The 18,640-nt window shown below is 47.3% G+C and carries 21 protein-coding genes and 1 riboswitch; of the genes, 13 read left to right on the top strand and 8 right to left on the bottom strand.

The genetic code is table 11. The features are described from left to right. The first annotated feature begins 292 nt into the window (after positions 1 to 292). Positions 293 to 829, top strand: coding sequence for a topology modulation protein (locus ABN702_RS18530; protein WP_417900968.1), 537 nt, complete (start codon positions 293 to 295; stop codon positions 827 to 829). A 14-nt stretch (positions 830 to 843) separates the two neighbouring features. On the opposite strand, the gene ABN702_RS18525 is transcribed toward ABN702_RS18530, so the two are convergent. The 7 genes from ABN702_RS18525 to ABN702_RS18495 form a co-directional block, all read right to left on the bottom strand. After that, complete coding sequence (locus tag ABN702_RS18525) at positions 844 to 1,620, bottom strand: ABC transporter permease (RefSeq protein ID WP_417898214.1); 777 nt, start codon at positions 1,618 to 1,620, stop codon at positions 844 to 846. Further along, positions 1,617 to 2,513: an ABC transporter ATP-binding protein gene (locus ABN702_RS18520; RefSeq protein ID WP_417898213.1), complete on the bottom strand. Its 897-nt coding sequence runs from the start codon at positions 2,511 to 2,513 to the stop codon at positions 1,617 to 1,619. The genes ABN702_RS18525 and ABN702_RS18520 overlap by 4 nt, the downstream gene beginning before the upstream one ends. A gap of 15 nt (positions 2,514 to 2,528) precedes the next feature. Beyond that, positions 2,529 to 2,714 carry a PLDc N-terminal domain-containing protein gene (locus ABN702_RS18515; RefSeq protein WP_417898212.1) on the bottom strand — a complete coding sequence of 62 codons (186 nt, stop codon included), beginning with the start codon at positions 2,712 to 2,714 and terminating at the stop codon, positions 2,529 to 2,531. 5 nt (positions 2,715 to 2,719) lie between these two features. Then, a complete protein-coding gene (locus tag ABN702_RS18510; RefSeq protein ID WP_386644864.1) occupies positions 2,720 to 2,929 on the bottom strand; it encodes a transcriptional regulator in 210 nt (69 codons plus the stop codon). After that, positions 2,926 to 3,255, bottom strand: coding sequence for a YxlC family protein (locus ABN702_RS18505; RefSeq protein WP_417898211.1), 330 nt, complete (start codon positions 3,253 to 3,255; stop codon positions 2,926 to 2,928). Before ABN702_RS18505 ends, ABN702_RS18510 begins: the two co-directional genes overlap by 4 nt. Continuing rightward, entirely contained in the window at positions 3,248 to 3,787 is a 540-nt protein-coding gene (gene sigY / locus ABN702_RS18500; RefSeq protein ID WP_417898210.1) for an RNA polymerase sigma factor SigY, read from the bottom strand. Before sigY ends, ABN702_RS18505 begins: the two co-directional genes overlap by 8 nt. A gap of 169 nt (positions 3,788 to 3,956) precedes the next feature. After that, positions 3,957 to 4,400 carry an Hsp20/alpha crystallin family protein gene (locus tag ABN702_RS18495; RefSeq protein ID WP_417900967.1) on the bottom strand — a complete coding sequence of 148 codons (444 nt, stop codon included), beginning with the start codon at positions 4,398 to 4,400 and terminating at the stop codon, positions 3,957 to 3,959. A 265-nt stretch (positions 4,401 to 4,665) separates the two neighbouring features. On the opposite strand from ABN702_RS18495, the gene ABN702_RS18490 reads away from it, so the two are divergent. Next, on the top strand, positions 4,666 to 5,913 hold the full coding sequence (locus ABN702_RS18490; RefSeq protein ID WP_417898209.1) for an MFS transporter: 1,248 nt from the start codon (positions 4,666 to 4,668) through the stop codon (positions 5,911 to 5,913). Positions 5,914 to 5,969: 56 nt separating this feature from the next. On the opposite strand, the gene ABN702_RS18485 is transcribed toward ABN702_RS18490, so the two are convergent. Next, positions 5,970 to 7,502: a glycine betaine uptake BCCT transporter gene (locus tag ABN702_RS18485; RefSeq protein WP_417898208.1), complete on the bottom strand. Its 1,533-nt coding sequence runs from the start codon at positions 7,500 to 7,502 to the stop codon at positions 5,970 to 5,972. Positions 7,503 to 7,708: 206 nt separating this feature from the next. Between ABN702_RS18485 and ABN702_RS18480 the strand changes: the two genes are divergently transcribed. The 11 genes from ABN702_RS18480 to purM all read left to right on the top strand — a co-directional run bounded on the left by ABN702_RS18480 (position 7,709) and on the right by purM (position 18,640). Beyond that, positions 7,709 to 8,263, top strand: a complete 555-nt coding sequence (locus ABN702_RS18480; RefSeq protein ID WP_417900966.1) for a DUF2179 domain-containing protein — start codon at positions 7,709 to 7,711, stop codon at positions 8,261 to 8,263. After that, positions 8,227 to 8,433, top strand: coding sequence for an NETI motif-containing protein (locus ABN702_RS18475; protein ID WP_417898207.1), 207 nt, complete (start codon positions 8,227 to 8,229; stop codon positions 8,431 to 8,433). Before ABN702_RS18480 ends, ABN702_RS18475 begins: the two co-directional genes overlap by 37 nt. 92 nt (positions 8,434 to 8,525) lie before the next feature. Beyond that, a riboswitch (purine riboswitch) is annotated at positions 8,526 to 8,628 on the top strand. 134 nt (positions 8,629 to 8,762) lie between these two features. Continuing rightward, positions 8,763 to 9,251 (top strand): 5-(carboxyamino)imidazole ribonucleotide mutase, encoded by a 489-nt coding sequence (gene purE, locus ABN702_RS18470; protein WP_417898206.1) that lies wholly within the window; start codon positions 8,763 to 8,765, stop codon positions 9,249 to 9,251. Then, on the top strand, positions 9,244 to 10,389 hold the full coding sequence (gene purK / locus ABN702_RS18465; protein WP_417900965.1) for a 5-(carboxyamino)imidazole ribonucleotide synthase: 1,146 nt from the start codon (positions 9,244 to 9,246) through the stop codon (positions 10,387 to 10,389). Before purE ends, purK begins: the two co-directional genes overlap by 8 nt. Further along, positions 10,386 to 11,678, top strand: coding sequence for an adenylosuccinate lyase (gene purB, locus ABN702_RS18460; RefSeq protein WP_417898205.1), 1,293 nt, complete (start codon positions 10,386 to 10,388; stop codon positions 11,676 to 11,678). The genes purK and purB overlap by 4 nt, the downstream gene beginning before the upstream one ends. Positions 11,679 to 11,926: 248 nt before the next feature. Further along, positions 11,927 to 12,649 carry a phosphoribosylaminoimidazolesuccinocarboxamide synthase gene (purC, locus tag ABN702_RS18455; RefSeq protein WP_417898204.1) on the top strand — a complete coding sequence of 241 codons (723 nt, stop codon included), beginning with the start codon at positions 11,927 to 11,929 and terminating at the stop codon, positions 12,647 to 12,649. Continuing rightward, on the top strand, positions 12,642 to 12,896 hold the full coding sequence (gene purS / locus ABN702_RS18450) for a phosphoribosylformylglycinamidine synthase subunit PurS (protein WP_204419130.1): 255 nt from the start codon (positions 12,642 to 12,644) through the stop codon (positions 12,894 to 12,896). Before purC ends, purS begins: the two co-directional genes overlap by 8 nt. After that, a complete protein-coding gene (purQ, locus tag ABN702_RS18445; RefSeq protein ID WP_417898203.1) occupies positions 12,893 to 13,579 on the top strand; it encodes a phosphoribosylformylglycinamidine synthase subunit PurQ in 687 nt (228 codons plus the stop codon). Before purS ends, purQ begins: the two co-directional genes overlap by 4 nt. Beyond that, complete coding sequence (gene purL / locus ABN702_RS18440) at positions 13,563 to 15,782, top strand: phosphoribosylformylglycinamidine synthase subunit PurL (protein ID WP_417898202.1); 2,220 nt, start codon at positions 13,563 to 13,565, stop codon at positions 15,780 to 15,782. Before purQ ends, purL begins: the two co-directional genes overlap by 17 nt. After that, entirely contained in the window at positions 15,767 to 17,179 is a 1,413-nt protein-coding gene (purF, locus tag ABN702_RS18435; protein WP_417898201.1) for an amidophosphoribosyltransferase, read from the top strand. Before purL ends, purF begins: the two co-directional genes overlap by 16 nt. Before the next feature lie 420 nt (positions 17,180 to 17,599). Further along, the gene (gene purM / locus ABN702_RS18430; protein ID WP_417898200.1) at positions 17,600 to 18,640 is read left to right on the top strand and encodes a phosphoribosylformylglycinamidine cyclo-ligase; all 1,041 of its coding nucleotides are present in this window, start codon (positions 17,600 to 17,602) and stop codon (positions 18,638 to 18,640) included.

The following is an 18,640-nucleotide window of genomic DNA, read 5'->3' as shown; positions in this document are numbered from 1 at the left end:
GGGTGACGGTAAGAAAAGGAGTGATTCGTACCGTATCAGAGAGGAAAAGTGGAGGGTGACGGTACGAAAAGGGGTGATTCGTGCCGTGACGGAGTAGAAAAAGGGAGAATGACGGTAAGAAAAGGAGTGATTCGTACCGTATCAGAGAGAAAAAGTGGAGGTAGACGGTAAGAAAAGGAGTGATTCATACCGTGACCGAGGAGAAAAAGTTACTAGGTATTGGCGAGTGGGGTGTGACACCATCACAACTATTAAGCTATACTAATAATCTACAACAAAGGGGGGGATTTCCATTAAACGGATTATGGTCATTGGGGTATCTGCTGGTGCTGGGAAGTCTACATTTGCGAGGAGATTGGGTGAGGCATTGGGGATTGAGGTGCATCATCTGGATCGACTTTTTTGGAAGCCGAATTGGGTGGAGGCAAGTATTGAGGAATTTGCACAAGCACAGCAGGAGATAGTGAACCACAAGCAGGAATGGATCATCGAAGGGAACTACACCGGTACATTTGATATCAGGGCGAAGCATGCGGATACGATGATATACCTGGAAATTCCACTGTATACATGCTTGTACCGGGTGATTAAGCGGTGGCTGACAAACCTGGGCAAGACAAGGCCCGACATGGGGGATGGCTGCGAGGAAAAGATGGAATGGACGTTCATAAAATTCATTTATAGCACCTATTACGCTCGTAAAAAAAAGATGAGAGAGCGATTCCGTCAATATGGAAAAGGGAAAACCATCATTGTACTGAAAAATAAACGGGAAATTGAAGATTACATAAGTCGGATAGAAAATCAAAAAAGGGTGGTTGCCAACTAAGCAACCTCCCTTTTTTAGAACTGTTCGAATCGCTTGAAATTAAAAGTGGCAAACAAAACGAATAATAACGACAATCCAACTGTTGTGATAATCACGATCAGACCATTGTCCAATAGCTCGCCATTCATGAGGACACCGGACGCATGGCTCCTGAGGTTTGTCGGACTCCATTCCATAAATCTGGTGAACAGTCCGGATGAAACGGATAGGACGGCTAGAAGGCTGATGCTGATTCCGGCGATTCCGCTGGATGCTTTAAGTAAGGTTCCTCCAAGTGTGGTGACTGATATGATAAATAGAATCCATAGGCTGTATATGCCGAGACTGGAGAGCATGAGTTTCCAATCGACAGGATTGAATAATAGATTCGTATAATACCAGACAAGTACATAGCTGGCGATGAATGAGACCAGCGCAATAATCAGCTGGGCAGCCCATTTGCTTGCGATGTATTGGAAAGGGCTGACCGGACGGACCATCACAAGTGTAAGGGAGCTGTTTTGGCGCTCCATGGATATTGCGCTCATGGATCCGAGGACGAATAATAGTGTCCCGATTGTTCCGAACTGGCCTAAGGTGGATGCCAGAACTTCTTCTCCTGAAGGAGTTGGTATTTCTATGACAGCCCCTTCCGGTAGGTTGCCGGCTGATTCCAGGATTTGTGGCATGTAATAGGTAGTGATCGGCTGGCTGATGCCGATCAGGATAATGGCGATCGGAAGCCAGATCCATTTTCCGTTACGCAGGCTTTCTGTCAGTTCTTTTTGTAATAAGGTCAGGAAATTTCTCATGAGTTCATCACCTTCATATACGCATCCTCTAGGGAATCTTGTAGTTTTTCAAAATGTAAAAGGGTCATTCTATTTTCTACTAATCTGCTTAAAAGATGATGGGTGCTGAAGGCTGTTTCTTCATAGTAAAGGGTCGCAGTATGGGTATCTTGATAGTCGATATGGGTCAGGTTTGGGATGCCAGTAAAGGTCTGCTCAAGTGATTCCGCTGTTTTGATCTGGATGGCGGAAGTGGAGTGATTCTCCTTTAAAGAAGCCAGACTGCCGTTCCATTTGATTTCCCCATCTTTAAGCATGATGACGCTATCGCAAACCTGCTCGGCATCGTGCAGGACATGGGTGGAGAACAGGATGGTCATTTTGCTTTTCAATTCTTCCAAAATTCTTAGTACATCACGTCGCCCGTTAGGATCAAGTGCTGATACCGGTTCGTCGAGAATGAGAAGCTCGGGGTCATGCAGGAGAGCCTGCGCCAATCCGAGGCGCTGTTTCATCCCACCGGAGAAGCCGCCGATCTTTTTATTTTTCACATCTGTAAGACTGACAAACTCCAATACTTCGTCAATTTTTGCCGCTAATTGTTTTTTAGGCAAATGTGAAAGCTTGCCGGCAAATTGTAGAAACTCCTTGGGCGTCATCCAGGTAAAGAAGGAAGGATGTTGCGGCAGGAAGCCGATCAGCTCACGATAGTCCTTTTTTGAATGCTCCGGAAATTGAATCGTGCCGGAAGTTGGTGTGAGGAGTCCCGCGAGCATTTGGAGGGAGGTCGTCTTTCCTGCGCCATTGGGACCGAGGAGAGCGACACATTGCCCTTTTTCAATTTGAAAGGAAATGCCTTTCACTGCTTGATGCTGTTTATATGTTTTGGTTAAGTTTTTTACTTCTGCTAACACAATCTTCGCCCCTTACTAGTTTTTTCGTCCGACGACGAAGTATAGGATCGGACCGAGGATGTTGATGAAGAGGATAATGATGATCCACAACCATTTAGGTCCGTTTGTTTCTTCCTGCTTGATGCAGCTTACAAGTGCAGCAATCGTGAGGATTGCTTGCAGAATAATAATCGGTGTGAGAATTGCCCAGTTTAATTCCATGAGAATTACAGCTCCTTTTTCTTTTTTCTATGGTAAGGCAGTATGACGAACAAGAGGTAAAACAAGGTTGGCATGGGAAATTGGATAAGTCCCCAGATTCCCCAGAACCAGGCGTAGCTTCCTTTCTTTTTTGCATCGATGAATAGGAGGATACTTTGAGTCAAAAGAACGGGAATGAGCAACGGCAGTAGAATGTATAATTCTTTATCGGTCATGATAGGATGCGGCCTTCCTGTTTTCTTTTGGTTAACACATAGAAAATGATTGGTGCCACGATCAGTGCGGATACTTGCGTTACGATAAAGATGGTGGGTGCTTGCAGGACTGCCGCAGTCAATGCAGTCAGGATGACAAGCGCCGTTATGATGAATATGCTCAACTCTTTGTGAAATGCTCTTTTTCTTTCGACTTTTGCGGCATATAGTTGTTCGTTCAATGTTTCCAAAGTGGGGATAGGAGGCGTCCCAAGTTCATCAAGCTGTTTCCAGTCCTTTTGGAGCTTTGATATTGTGTTGTCTTTTTCATTATCCTGTCTACTCATCGCAGTCCCACTCCTTTCGCAGCATTTTGATTCCATTGTGGACCCGTGACTTTACCGTTCCAGGTTTGATTCCAAGCATGGTTCCTACCTCCTCATAGGTGTAGCCGTAATAGTGGCGGAGGAGTATGGGGGTTCGGACCTCCACTTCCAGCTGATTGAAGTCCGTAAAAGTATCGCTCCATTCTATACCCTTGTTTTGGGAATTCCAGTTAAGCTGTCTGGATAGGGTGTGCATGATTCGTGTAATTTTCTTCTTTTCCCGCTCTTTTTTACGGATGGTGTCGATGTACAACCGGGATGCAATGGAGATCATCCATGTGGAGAATTTCCCCTCCGCTTTGTAGGAGGCAAGGTTTTGATAGCATTTGACCATCGTTTCCTGCGCTAGTTCGCTGCTAGTATCTTCATTCAGGGTTAGCTTCAAAAGATATTTATATAAAAAAGTATAATAGCGCTGAAACAGCAGCGTAAAAGCATCATCGTTCCCGGATATCGCTTTGTTTATAAGAGAAACATCATTTTCCTGCTCCAACTAGATGCCTCCTTTCCATGCGTCAACCATGAGACGCTCCTAAATTTAATATCGTTCACACAAAAATAAAAAAATATGAAAATTCCATCTGGTAAAAAAGACCAACCTGATAGATATTCGACATGAAACAGTAAAACCCTGTGGGGGTCTGGCCCCTCCACAGGGTTTTTTATCCTTTTTTTATTCCATGCTGGATGATGATTTGTTTTTTGGTGTCGCTTGGTATGTGGCGGTGTAGCTGGATGAAGAGGAGTCCGTTTTCGTAGGTGGCTTCGACTTTGTCATCCCTGACTGGAAAGGGCAGTTCGAAGCTGCGCTGGAAGTCGCCCTGGGCGATGCCCTCCTCAATCAGCTCATAGCCTTGAATCCCCAGGTTGATCTGTCCTTTTACTTCGAGCTGCTGCGGCCGCACGAAGAGCTGTACCTGCTCCGGGTTGACGAGACCAGGGAGACACATGACACATAAGAGCTCATTTTCTTTTTTGTAGAGATTCGTTTGGGTCTGCATGTTCTGGAAATACGGCTCAAATCCGTTCCAGAATTCATCCCCGAAAAACTGATCCCATTGTTTGCGCCAATCCCCCATATTTTTAAATTGATTAAAAGGCATCATCACGCATCACGCTTCCTTTCTACCGATAATCATCTTTCCATTAGCCTATGCAATGGAAAGTGGGTAAGTGCCTACTAAAAGTATGTCGAAATTTTTTTGAATACAAAGGTTTCGAATTTTGATATATTTCAGAATGGAGGTGTTCAACATGTCAAAAAATTTTACATGTGCAAGAAAACGATACACAGGGGAAACGACAAAATAATATGTAACAGCATGGACCATAAATGAAGAAGTGTTGTTACTTATTGGAAGGTAGGTAACAATGAATTCAATTGAAACAAAGCATATCTATTACACGATGCATTTTCTTATCTCGCTTGCGAGCGCTATTATGTTTACAACCTATGCCATTTACTATATAGAGGAGCTTGGGCTGAATCCCTTTCAGCTCATTCTTATCGGGACTGTCCTTGAGTTGACGATCATCCTTTTTGAGGGGATAACCGGCGTGGTGGCGGATACCTATAGCAGAAGGTTTTCGGTGATCACTGCGACCTTCATACTTGGCGGTGCATTTATACTTGAGGGGTCTATCCCTTATTTTTCAGATGCCTTCGCATTTGGGGCTTTGGCTATTTTCGCATCCCTTTTGGTGGCGGAGATTATCAGGGGGCTTGGCGAGACATTCCTCAGCGGAGCCGATCAGGCATGGCTTGCGGATGAAGCGGGAGAAGAGACAATAGCTGCCATTTTTGTGAGAGCCAACCAGCTACGTCTAGTTGCAAGCCTGATTGGTATCGTGGGAAGTGTCGTATTGGCCGGCATCGCATTGAATCTTCCTTATATAGTTGGTGGATGCATATACGTGTTATTGGGGATATTCCTATGCTTCTTTATGAAAGAAGAAAGGTTTGACAGAGCACCGGCAGCGGCAGAAATGCCGTTCCGTGCCATGAAATCCACTTTTTTTTCAGGTATTGGTTTTATCAAAAAGAAGCCGGTTCTCTGGATGCTTCTCCTTGTTACGGTATTGATGGGAGCTGCTTCGGAAGGCTTCGACCGCCTATGGGAAGCGCATCTGTTGGAGGCCTATGCCTTTCCAAGGATAGGGGATCTGGGTCCGGTTGTCTGGTTCGGCATTATTCACTTCATCGGTAGCCTGATCAGCATTGGGGCCATGGAATGGTATCAGCGGAAATTTGATGTGAATAGGACCCGTATCATACGAAACAGTTTGTTCATTTTTACGCTTGGGCAAATTGTATTTACGCTCATTTTCGGTCTGGCTCCATCCTTCTATTGGGCAATCTTCAGCTTTTGGGTGCTGGGGATCATCGGTTCCATTACAGCGCCGATCTACCAGACATGGCTGAATCAGCAGCTCGAAAGCGGCTCAAGGGCGACAGTACTTTCCATTATGGGGCAGGGAAACGCGGTTGGCCAAGGACTCGGTGGACCATTTGTCGGGGTCATCGCAACCAGATACTACATCCGAAGCGCGATCGTCCTCAGTGGACTTCTGATAATTCCTGCGGCAGTGCTATATGGGAAAGTGCGGAAGGTGAAATAAAATAGGGGCCTGACCCTCAGCGCTTTAAAGCGCTGAGGGTCAGGCCCCTTTTAATGTTATTTTAACTTTCTCTCATTAGGCTTTACTTCTGTAAATCTTTCGTCTTTAAATGCCTTGATCAGCGAGAATACCATCAGGATCATGATGATGGCAAATGGGAAGGCGGCGATGATGGAGGCGGTTTGCAATGCTTCGAGACCGCCTGTCCATAGCAGGATGGCTGCTGCCGCTGATTGGATGATTCCCCAAATGAATTTCACGGATCCAGGCGGGTTCAAGCTTCCATTGGTCGTCTGCATTCCCAGAACAAAGGTCGCAGAATCGGCTGATGTGATAAAGAACGTACAGATCAAGAAAATCGCCAATCCCGACATGATCATGCCAAGCGGATAATTCTGCAGGACAGAGAACAAGGCAACTTCCATTCCTTGCGATTCAATGACACTGTAAACCGGGATGTCCTTGAAGTACTCCAGGAAGATGGCAGAGCCTCCGAATACGGAAAACCATAGTCCACCGAATATCGTCGGAACCAAAAGTACACCAAGTAAGAATTCGCGGATGGTCCGGCCTTTGGAGATACGGGCAATGAAGGTGCCGACGAACGGCGCCCATGCGATCCACCATGCCCAGTAGAAAATGGTCCAGTCCTGTACCCATGTGTTGTCCTGATCAAAAGGAAACATTCTGAAGCTCATGGAAGGAAGGCTTTGCAGATATCCTCCGACTGTCGTTGTAAACAGGTCCATAATAAAGTTGGTAGGACCGGCGAAAAGCAGGAACAACATCAATCCGATTGCCAGGATGACATTCAGATTGCTCAAATATTTGATTCCTTTGTTAAGGCCTGTCTGTGCAGATAGCATGAACAGAACCGTCACGACCAGTATTACCACAAGCTGCGTCGCGACATTATTCGTGACAGCAGGCGTGATGCTCGAAAGTCCTCCACTAATTTGAATGGCGCCAAGACCAAGCGAGGTCGCCACCCCGAAAATAGTCGCAAAGACTGCGATGAAGTTGATGAATACACCGATTTTTCCATCCACCTTGTTGCCAAAAATCGGACGCAGGATCTGATTGATGACACCTGGTGTTCCTTTACGGAATTGGAAGTAGGCCAGCGCCAGGGCAATCACCGAATAGATGGCCCATGGGTGGAACCCCCAATGGAAGAATGAATAGCGCATTGCTATCCGGGCTGACTCAGCAGTTTGCCCTTCACCGGTCGGTGGGGCATAGAAATGATACATCGGCTCTGAGGCACCCCAAAATACTAATCCGATACCCATACCGGCACTGAATAACATGGCGAACCAGGTCAGATAGCTGTATTCCGGTTCATCCGTATCCTTGCCAAGTTTAATGCGGCCGTACTTAGTGAATATAAGAATAACACTAAATAATAGGAAAAAGGTGGCGGTCAATAAGTAGAACCAACCAAATTTATCCACGATGAAGCTCTGGACATCGCCTGTAACGGCATTCAGGCTGGCGTCGCCAAGCATACTGGCAGGCAGAACACCCCAGATGATGAATAAGACTGCAACGATAATAGAAACAATAAATACAGGGGTTGTTTTCTTCAACTTGTCTTCACTCCTTTAAAAATGTTCATCACTTCTCTCTTCTAAGTATTTGTTACCAAAAGGACAACTATACAAGCCTACCATTTATAGGACGATGGTCCAATTAATTTGCTTTTGGTGTTTACATGTAATAGCAGGTTCCCGTACAATTAGTAACTGAATTTGCAACGAGGAGGCAGATAATTTTGCTAGATAATAGCTTGGTTATGGTAGCAATCATTATTTTAATAAATATTGTCTATGTATCGTTTTTTACTATAAGGATGATTCTTACGCTAAAAGGGCAGCGCTACTTGGCTGCAGGGATCAGTATGGTGGAAGTCGTGATCTATGTTGTCGGGTTGGGGCTGGTTCTGGATAATCTGAACGAGATACACAATCTGATCGCCTATGCCCTAGGATATGGGATCGGTGTCATTGTCGGGATGAAAATCGAGGAGAAGCTCGCTCTCGGCTATACGACCGTCAATGTCATCACAAAAGAGTATGACAAGGATCTGCCAAGGCTTTTAAGGGAAAAAGGCTATGGGGTGACAAACTGGCAGGCGAATGGCCTCGAAGGTGACCGGATGGCGATGCAGATATTAACACCAAGAAAATATGAAGTAAGCTTATACCATACAATAAAAGAATACGATCCGAAAGCGTTCATCATTGCATATGAACCAAAAACGATCCATGGCGGGTTTTGGGTAAAAGCTGTGAAGGAAAGGAAAATCAAAGAATGGGCAAGACGCCGCGAAAACGAAGCTTTGAAGTAATGGAAAATGAGAGCATAGACCAGTGCCTCCTCCGTATGGAAAAAGAGGGGTACAAGCCATCACGAAGAATGGAAGAACCGATTTTCCAAGAGGTGGTAAAGGATGGACATAAAGAAATACTGCCAATTGGCAAAAAAATTATATTTGAAGGTAAATTGGTAGAAAAATAACACTAAAATACGAACATTAATTCACAATCCGACCTTAATGTTCATGATATCCGTTGACAAAAACCGAATTTACCGATAAGATAAACGTAGATAACAACGAAATAATGAAACCTCATATAATTTTGGGAATATGGCCCATAAGTCTCTACCCGACCGCCTTAAATTGGTCGGACTATGAGGGGAAGTTACGATCATCTATGTTTGTTATGGCAAAGGCTTGTTTTGTTATGACAGGAGCCCAGGTGGATCGCTTTCCCTCTAGCAGGGGGCGGTCTATGCTGGGCTTTTCCTATTTTCAAAAAATACAGCACCTGAAAGGATGGAACAGGATGAACGCACTAGTTGGAGTTATCATGGGAAGCACTTCAGATTGGGACACGATGAAGAATGCTTGCGAGGTGCTGGATGAATTACATATACCATACGAGAAGAAGGTCGTCTCGGCACATCGCACACCGGATTTGATGTTTGACTTTGCTGAACAAGCTCGTACAAGAGGCCTAAAGGTGATTATTGCCGGTGCCGGTGGAGCGGCGCATCTGCCTGGAATGGTCGCAGCCAAAACCACCTTGCCCGTAATCGGGGTTCCTGTTCAATCCAAAAGCCTGAACGGTCTCGATAGCCTGCTATCGATCGTCCAGATGCCAGGTGGCGTGCCGGTTGCAACAGTGGCAATCGGTAAAGCGGGTGCAACCAATGCAGGCCTTTTAGCCGCACAGATGCTTGGAGCATTTGACGAAGAAGTCGCCAATCGCCTCGATGAAAAGAGAGAAAAAACACGCTTGCAGGTGTTGGAAAGTAGTGAGCAGCTTGTTTAAAAAAATACTACCACCCTCAATGATTGGCATAGTAGGCGGCGGACAGCTTGGCAGGATGATGGCGATTGCGGCAAGAGCGATGGGCTACCGAATTGCAGTATTGGACCCGACACCCGATTCCCCATGCGGTATGCTTGCCGATATGGAAATCACGGCAGCCTTTGATGACATGGAAGCGATCAGGAAGCTGGCAGAGATATCAGATGTGGTGACCTATGAATTCGAAAACATCGATTATGAGGCGCTGACATGGTTGGAGCAGAACGCCTATCTTCCTCAAGGGAGCCAGGTGCTTCAGGCTACACAGCACCGTGTGACAGAAAAAAAGGCGATCGAGGCAGCGGGCCTTCAGGTCGCTCCTTATAAGGAAGTCCACACTCTTGGAGAGCTAAGGGAAGCAGTCATGGAGATTGGATATCCATCGGTTCTGAAAACTTGCCGCTTCGGCTATGACGGAAAAGGCCAGGTGGTCCTGAAAGATGAGTCAGCACTTGAACATGCAGCAGCGCTCCTCGAACACGGCGAATGTGTGCTGGAAAAATGGATCCCTTTTCAAAAAGAGATTTCGGTTGTGGTGGCAAGGGGAACGGAAGGACAGATTACAGCCTTCCCTGTTGCGGAAAACGAACACCGGGAAAACATCCTATATAAATCGATTGTACCAGCGAGAGTAGCGGAAGAAGTAAAAGAAAGAGCGCTCGAATATGCAGCAGCACTTGCAGAGAGCCTGGGATTGATTGGGACGCTTGCGGTGGAGATGTTTCTCCTTGAAGACGGCACAGTTTACATCAACGAATTGGCACCGCGCCCCCACAATTCAGGACATTTTACGATAGACGCCTGCGAAACATCGCAGTTTGAGCAGCACATCCGAGCGATATGCGGCCTGCCGCTAGGAAAAACGACCTTATGGAAGCCTGTGGTAATGGTTAATCTATTAGGGGAACATGTGGATTGTGCGCTAGAGCAGACTTCGGACTACGAAGACGTGAAGCTTCATCTTTATGGGAAAAAGGAAAACAAGGAAAAACGCAAGATGGGACATATCACAATCTTGGCTGATACAATGGAACAGGCTTTGGAGCGAGAGGCTTCACTGCAGATCTGGAAGAAAGACGAACGGAGGATTTTAACATGATTGAACGTTATACAAGACCCGAAATGGGCGCTATCTGGACAGAGGAAAACAGATTCCAGGCATGGCTTGAAGTAGAGATTCTGGCATGTGAAGCATGGGCAGAGCTTGGTGACATCCCGAAGGAAGACGTAAAGGTGCTTAGAGAGAAGGCTTCATTTGATATCGAGCGCATAAAAGAAATCGAAGCGGAAACGCGCCATGACGTGGTTGCTTTTACAAGAGCGGTATCCGAAACACTTGGCGAAGAAAAGAAGTGGGTACACTACGGATTGACTTCAACGGACGTGGTGGACACGGCGTTATCCTATCAGCTAAAGCAAGCAAATGCCATTTTACAAAAGGACTTAGAGCGCTTTGTCACTATTTTAAAAGAAAAAGCGCAAGACCATAAATACACCGTCATGATGGGACGTACACATGGCGTGCATGCAGAGCCGACAACATTCGGTCTGAAGCTTGCCCTATGGTATGAGGAAATGAAACGTAACCTCGAGCGCTTCAAGCAGGCGGCAGAGGGAATCGAATTCGGGAAGATCTCCGGAGCTGTTGGAACGTATGCCAACATCGATCCATTCGTGGAAGAGTATGTGTGTGAAAAATTAGGCCTGCAGCGTGCACCTATCTCCACACAGACCCTGCAGCGTGACCGCCACGCTCATTACCTGAGCACACTTGCCTTGATCGCAACATCCATCGAGAAATTTGCAGTAGAGGTTCGTGGCCTGCAGAAGAGTGAAACGCGTGAAGTGGAAGAGTTCTTCGCAAAAGGTCAAAAGGGGTCATCGGCTATGCCGCATAAACGTAACCCGATCGGTTCTGAAAACATGACAGGCTTGGCGCGTGTGATCCGCGGATATATGATGACTGCCTATGAGAACGTGCCGCTATGGCATGAAAGGGATATCTCCCACTCATCAGCGGAGCGCATCATCCTGCCGGATTCCACGATTGCATTGAATTACATGCTGAACCGCTTCGGGAACATCATCAAGAACTTGACGGTATTCCCAGAGAACATGAAGCGCAACATGGATCGCACACTTGGATTGATCTACTCCCAGCGTGTACTACTGGCTCTGATCGACACAGGAATGTCCCGTGAGGAAGCATACGACACAGTTCAGCCGAAAGCAATGGAAGCATGGGAAAAGCAGGTTCACTTCCGAACGCTTGTGGAAGGCGAAGAGAAAATCACATCCCGCCTCACTGCAGAACAGATCGAAGACTGCTTCGACTACAACTACCACCTGCAGCACGTAGATACGATTTTTACACGTCTAGGACTTTAAAAAATGGGCTCCGGGATTGCTTGAGCCCATGCAATTATAAAGACTAGTGTTGGTTTTTAAGGTGACTAGCTGTTGATTGGAGCAATAGGCGAAGACTCCTGCGGGAGGTAGCGGTAGGCTGGAGACCCCACAGGGCGAAGCCCGAGGAGGCTCCAGCACCGCCCCGCGGAAAGCGCAGCCTAGTGCGGAAATCAACAGCGGTGTTTACCAAGTGAACTATCTTCCACATCAAAAAGGAGGCAACCCCAATGCTGAAAAAAGCAGACCTTATGTACGAGGGCAAGGCGAAAAAGGTGTATGCAACAACAGATGAGAACATTGTCTGGATTGAGTACAAGAATTCTGCAACCGCTTTTAACGGGGAAAAAAAGGCAACAATCGATGGCAAAGGCCGTTTAAATAACGAGATTACAAGTTTACTATTTTCCATGCTTCATGAAGCTGGCATCGAAAATCACTTTATCGAAAAGAAGTCCCAAACCGAGCAGCTTGTCCAGAAGGTAAGCATCATTCCTTTGGAGGTGGTCGTTCGCAACGTGACTGCAGGCAGCATGGCAAAGCGCCTTGGCATCGAAGAAGGCATAGCATTGGAGCAGGCGATAGTGGAATTCTACTATAAGGATGACAGCCTGGGGGACCCGTTGATCACGGAAGATCATATTAGCCTACTGAAGCTTGCAACACCTGTAGAAGTGGACGTGTTAAAGCATTTAGCGCAGAAGGTCAACGTTCTATTATCGGAATTTTTCGCGAATAGGGGCCTGACCCTCGTCGATTTCAAGCTTGAATTCGGCAAAACGGCAGACGGAACGATCATCCTGGCTGATGAGGTTTCGCCTGACACGTGCCGCCTTTGGGATAAAGAAACGAACGAGAAATTGGATAAAGATGTTTTCCGCAGGAACTTAGGAAGTTTGACAGATGCATATGAAAAAATTCTAGCGCGTATCGGAGGAGAGCAGCATGTATAAAGTGAAGGTATTCGTAACGTTAAGAGAGAGTGTACTAGACCCGCAAGGAACAGCTGTTAAAAATTCGCTTCATAGCCTTTCCTACAAAGAGGTGGAGGAAGTGCGCATCGGGAAGTTCCTGGAGCTGACGATTGAGAAAACGGACCGTGACCTGGATGTGCTTGTTAAGGAGATGTGTGAAAGATTGCTAGCCAATACGGTAATCGAGGACTACCGCTATGAGGTGGAGGAGGTAGTGGGATCGTGAAATTTGCAGTCATCGTGTTTCCGGGCTCCAACTGTGATGTAGATATGTATCATGCAATCAAGGACGAACTAGGCGAAGAAGTGGAATACGTATGGCATGATGCCACGAACCTGGATGAATTTGACGGGATCTTGCTTCCGGGCGGATTCTCGTATGGGGATTACCTTCGCTCCGGCGCCATCGCACGTTTTTCCAATGTGATGCTTGAGGTGCAAAAGGCGGCAGAAGCAGGAAAGCCGATTTTAGGGGTATGCAATGGGTTTCAGATTTTACTGGAGTCAGGTCTTCTTCCAGGGGCAATGAGAAGAAATCAGAACTTGAAATTCATGTGCCGACCTGTTCAATTGAAGGTCGAAAACAATGAAACGCTTTTTACATCAAGCTACGATAAAGGTGAAATCATCACCATCCCCATCGCACATGGGGAAGGAAACTATTATTGTGATGAAATAACCTTGGGGAAATTAAGGCGCAATGGGCAAATTGCTTTTTCCTATTATGGTGATAATCCAAATGGTAGTCTACAAGATATCGCAGGAATTGTAAATGAAAAGGGCAATGTACTTGGTATGATGCCACATCCTGAAAGAGCGGTTTCCAGTCTTTTAGGCAGTGATGATGGGTTAAAACTCTTTAAATCTATTGTTCGCAATTGGAGGGAATCACATGTCGTTACTTCTTGAACCAAATCCAGAGATGATCAAGCAAGAGGGCATTTATAAAGAAATGGGCCTCAGCGATGAAGAGTTTTTAATGGTAGAAAAGATTCTTGGGCGCTTGCCGAACTATACGGAGACAGGACTTTTCTCTGTAATGTGGTCGGAGCACTGCAGCTACAAGAACTCAAAGCCGGTTCTGCGCAAGTTCCCAACCGAGGGACCAAAGGTATTGCAAGGTCCTGGTGAGGGTGCGGGTATCGTGGACATCGGTGACAATCAGGCGGTAGTTTTCAAGATTGAGAGTCATAACCACCCTTCTGCCATTGAACCATACCAGGGGGCGGCAACAGGAGTGGGCGGGATCATCCGTGACGTCTTCTCGATGGGGGCACGTCCGATTGCGCTATTAAACTCGCTGCGTTTCGGAGAGCTGACATCTCCGCGTGTAAAATATTTGTTTGAAGAAGTAGTGGCAGGAATCGCGGGCTACGGCAACTGTGTCGGGATCCCTACTGTAGGTGGGGAGATCCAGTTCGATCCTTCCTATGATGGCAATCCACTAGTGAATGCAATGTGTGTCGGGTTAATCAACCACGAGGATATCAAAAAAGGGCAGGCGAAGGGCGTCGGCAATACGGTCATGTATGTTGGGGCAAAAACAGGACGTGACGGTATTCACGGTGCAACATTCGCTTCCGAGGAGCTTTCAGATGCTTCCGAGGAGAAGCGTCCGGCAGTTCAAGTAGGAGATCCGTTCATGGAGAAGCTTTTACTTGAAGCATGCCTTGAGATTGTAAAATGGGACGGCTTGGTCGGTATCCAGGACATGGGAGCTGCAGGTTTGACAAGCTCGTCAGCAGAGATGGCATCCAAAGCGGGTTCCGGGATCGAAATGAACCTAGACCTTGTACCACAGCGTGAAACAGGCATGACAGGCTATGAAATGATGCTTTCCGAATCCCAGGAGCGCATGCTGATCGTCGTGGAAGTCGGCCGTGAGCATGAGGCACAGGAGATTGTAGCGAAATACGGCTTAGAAGCAGTATCAATTGGAAAAGTAACAGATGATAAAATGCTGCGCCTGATTCATAAAGGCGAGGTAATCGCAGATGTTCCGGTTGATGCACTAGCAGAGGAAGCACCTGTCTATCACAAGCCTTCTGTTGAACCGCTTTACTACAAAGAGTTCCAGGAGATGGAAGCAGACGTACCGGCAGTGGATAGCTATGAGGATACGCTTCTTGCCTTATTGCAGCAGCCTACCATCGCAAGCAAGGAATGGGTCTATGACCAGTACGATTATCAAGTCCGCACAAATACAGTGGTAGTGCCTGGCTCCGATGCTGCGGTTGTCCGCATTCGTGGAACAGAAAAAGCGCTCGCAATGACAACAGACTGTAACTCTCGCTATCTCTATCTGGACCCTGAAGTGGGCGGGAAAATCGCGGTAGCGGAAGCGGCTCGTAATGTCGTATGCTCCGGCGCGAAGCCTTTGGCGATCACGGACTGCCTGAATTTCGGAAACCCGGAAAAGCCGGAGATCTTCTGGCAGATCGAGAAAGCGACAGATGGCATGAGCGAGGCGTGCAGAACACTAGAAGCACCAGTTATCGGTGGAAATGTGTCTTTATATAATGAAACAAACGGTGTAGCGGTGTATCCGACACCTGTTGTCGGAATGGTCGGATTGATCGATGACCTTTCACATATCACGACGCAGGAATTTAAAGCTGCTGGTGACCTGATCTATGTGATCGGGGAAACCGGAGCGGACTTCGGCGGCAGTGAGCTGCAGAAAATGACCTATGGCAAAATTTTCGGAAAAGCGCCTGCGATCGATCTTAAAGAGGAAGCATTCCGTCAAGGGCAAGTGCTGGCTGCGATCCGCGCAGGACTTGTGGCATCGGCTCATGATATCTCAGAGGGCGGACTTGGTGTAGCGTTGGCTGAAAGTGCGATTGGTGCAAAAGGCCTTGGAGCAAGAGTGACAGTCGAAGGCGAGCTGACATCAGCCTTATTCAGCGAAACACAATCACGTTTTGTCCTAAGTGTGAAACCGGAAAACAAAGAGAAGTTCGAGCAGATGGTGAAGGCGACATGTATCGGGGAAGTGACAGCAACGAACACGCTTCATATCGAAACGAAATCCCGTGAGGTTGCAGTTCATCTTTTAGTAGATGATATGAGAAGTGCTTGGAAAGGAGCAATTCCATGCTTGCTGAACTAAAAGGCTTAAATGAAGAGTGTGGGGTGTTCGGGATCTGGGGACATCCCGAAGCCTCCCAAATCACCTATTACGGGCTGCACAGCCTGCAGCACCGTGGCCAAGAGGGAGCAGGAATTGTGACAACGGATGGGGAGAAGTTGTCGGCAGTAAAAGGGGAAGGCCTTGTGAACGAAGTGTTCGGAAATGGAAGAATGAGTGACCTGCACGGAAAAGCGGCCATCGGTCATGTCCGCTATGCAACGGCAGGTGGCGGGGGCTACGAGAACGTCCAGCCGCTTCTATTCCACTCGCAAACTGGCAGTCTCGCATTGGCGCATAACGGAAACCTGGTGAATGCCAACGCATTGAAGCATCAGCTTGAAAGCATGGGCAGTATTTTACAGACCACCTCCGACACGGAAGTGCTCGCGCATCTGATCAAGCGCAGCGGCTATACCCTTTTAAAAGATCGTGTGAAAAATGCCCTGTCCATGCTTAAAGGTGCCTATGCATTCCTGATCATGACAGAAACGGAAATGATGGTAGCGTTGGATCCGAATGGGTTGCGTCCTTTGTCTCTCGGAAAATTGAATGATGCGTATGTCGTGGCATCCGAAACCTGTGCCTTTGATGTGGTGGGAGCGACTTTCATCCGTGACATCGAGCCAGGCGAATTGTTGATCATCGATAATGGCGGCCTTCATTCAGAGCGCTTCACGATGCATACACAGCGTGCGATGTGCAGCATGGAATACATCTATTTTTCAAGACCTGACAGCAATATCGATGGCATCAATGTTCATACAGCCCGAAAAAGCTTAGGGAAACAACTGGCGATGGAAGCACCGATTGAAGCGGATGTCGTGACTGGTGTACCGGATTCCAGCATTTCAGCGGCAATCGGCTATGCGGAGTTTTCCGGCATACCGTATGAACTTGGTCTGATCAAAAATAGATATGTAGGCCGGACCTTCATCCAGCCATCCCAGTCTCTACGTGAGCAGGGTGTGAAGATGAAGCTTTCCCCGGTACGTGGAGTGGTCGAAGGCAAGCGTGTCGTCATGGTCGATGATTCCATCGTGCGTGGAACAACAAGCAAGCGCATCGTCCGCATGCTTCGGGAAGCGGGGGCAACAGAGGTCCACGTCCGGATCAGTTCACCGCCGATCAAGAACCCATGCTTCTACGGCATCGATACGTCCACCCATGAAGAGCTGATCGCCTCGTCCCATTCAATCGAGGAAATGAGAGAGTTGATCGGCGCGGATACACTTTCGTTTTTGACTCCAAACGGCATGGTGGAAGCGATCGCGAGACCATTTGAAGGCGAAACAGGCGGAGCGTGCATGGCATGCTTTACAGGCAAATATCCAACCGAGATCTTCCCGGATACGGTATTGCCTCATGAGAAATGCTGATTTGAAAATTAAAGCGACGGGGAGATTCGTCGCTTTTCTGGTGATTGGGTGTTGAGGTCTGGGCAGGTTTTTAGCTGAGGAGAGCCTTCCTGAGTAATAATATTTGTCTGTGCCAATGCCTTCGGAATGATGGGTTAATTTGGAAAGTGGATTGATATTGGATGGTTTTGGATTGATTATGCTCCATTTCGGATGGATTATCTGGACTTTTGGCTCGATTATCACAATTTTTGGCTCGATTTTGGCCAGAATTGGACAGATATCAGTTTAAGGTCGAGAACTGTCGACCGCAATCCAAGCAAAACTCCATCCACACGGCAGACATTTTGCACAATATCCGCAAAAACACACCCGAGCCCACCGACCCTCACGTCATAACCAGCAAAAAACGATACTTTTTTCCAAGGAAGGGAGACACATATGGCAAATGCATACAAGCAAGCAGGTGTAGATATAGAAGCAGGCTACGAAGCGGTGTCACGAATGAAAAAGCATGTGGCAAGAACGATGAGACCTGAGGTTATGGGAGGTCTCGGAGGATTTGGCGGCCTTTTTGACCTATCCGCAGTGAACGTGAAGAACCCGGTGCTCGTATCTGGGACAGACGGTGTAGGAACGAAGCTGATGCTTGCCTTTCATCTAGATAAACATGACACAATAGGATTGGATGCAGTTGCGATGTGTGTCAACGATGTAGTGGTCCAAGGCGCGGAGCCATTATATTTTCTGGACTATATTGCATGCGGGAAGGCAGATCCCGAAAGAATTGAAATGATTGTAAAAGGGATTGCCGACGGCTGCGAGCGGGCAGGCTGTGCACTTGTTGGCGGGGAGACGGCAGAAATGCCTGGCATGTACGATGAGCAGGAATACGACCTGGCCGGCTTCACGGTTGGCGTAGTGGACAAGGAACGTCTCATTACCGGTGAAAATATCAAACCTGGGAATGTACTGATTGGGCTTTCGTCAAGTGGAATCCACAGCAACGGCTATTCACTTGTGCGCAAAATTGTCTTTGAAAAAGGCAAACTGGATTTGAACCAAAAGTATGAAGGACTTAACCGGACGCTTGGAGAAGAGCTTTTAACACCGACAAAAATCTATGTGAAGCCGATCCTCGAAGTGTTGAAAAAATATGATATCAACGGCATGGCGCATATTACCGGCGGCGGCTTCATCGAAAATGTCCCACGCATGCTTCCAGAGGGTCTGCAAGCGGAAATCGATTATGGTACTTGGCCGATCCCGCCGATATTCGACCTTCTGCAGGAAGTCGGAGAGCTGAACCGCACGGAGATGTTCAATATTTTCAATATGGGAATCGGCATGGTGCTTGCGGTGAATGAAGAAATTTTACCGGAAGTGGTCCAGATTCTAGAGGCAAACGGAGAGAAAGCTTACCTCATCGGCCGTGTAAAAGAGGGAGAGGGCATTACCTTTGGCGGGGGAGAAATCCGATGA

The sequence above is a fragment of the Bacillus haimaensis genome, assembly GCF_048270625.1.
Taxonomy (GTDB): Bacteria; Bacillota; Bacilli; order Bacillales; family Bacillaceae_I; genus Sutcliffiella_A; species Sutcliffiella_A haimaensis.
This window is presented reverse-complemented; position numbering and strand designations above follow the sequence as displayed.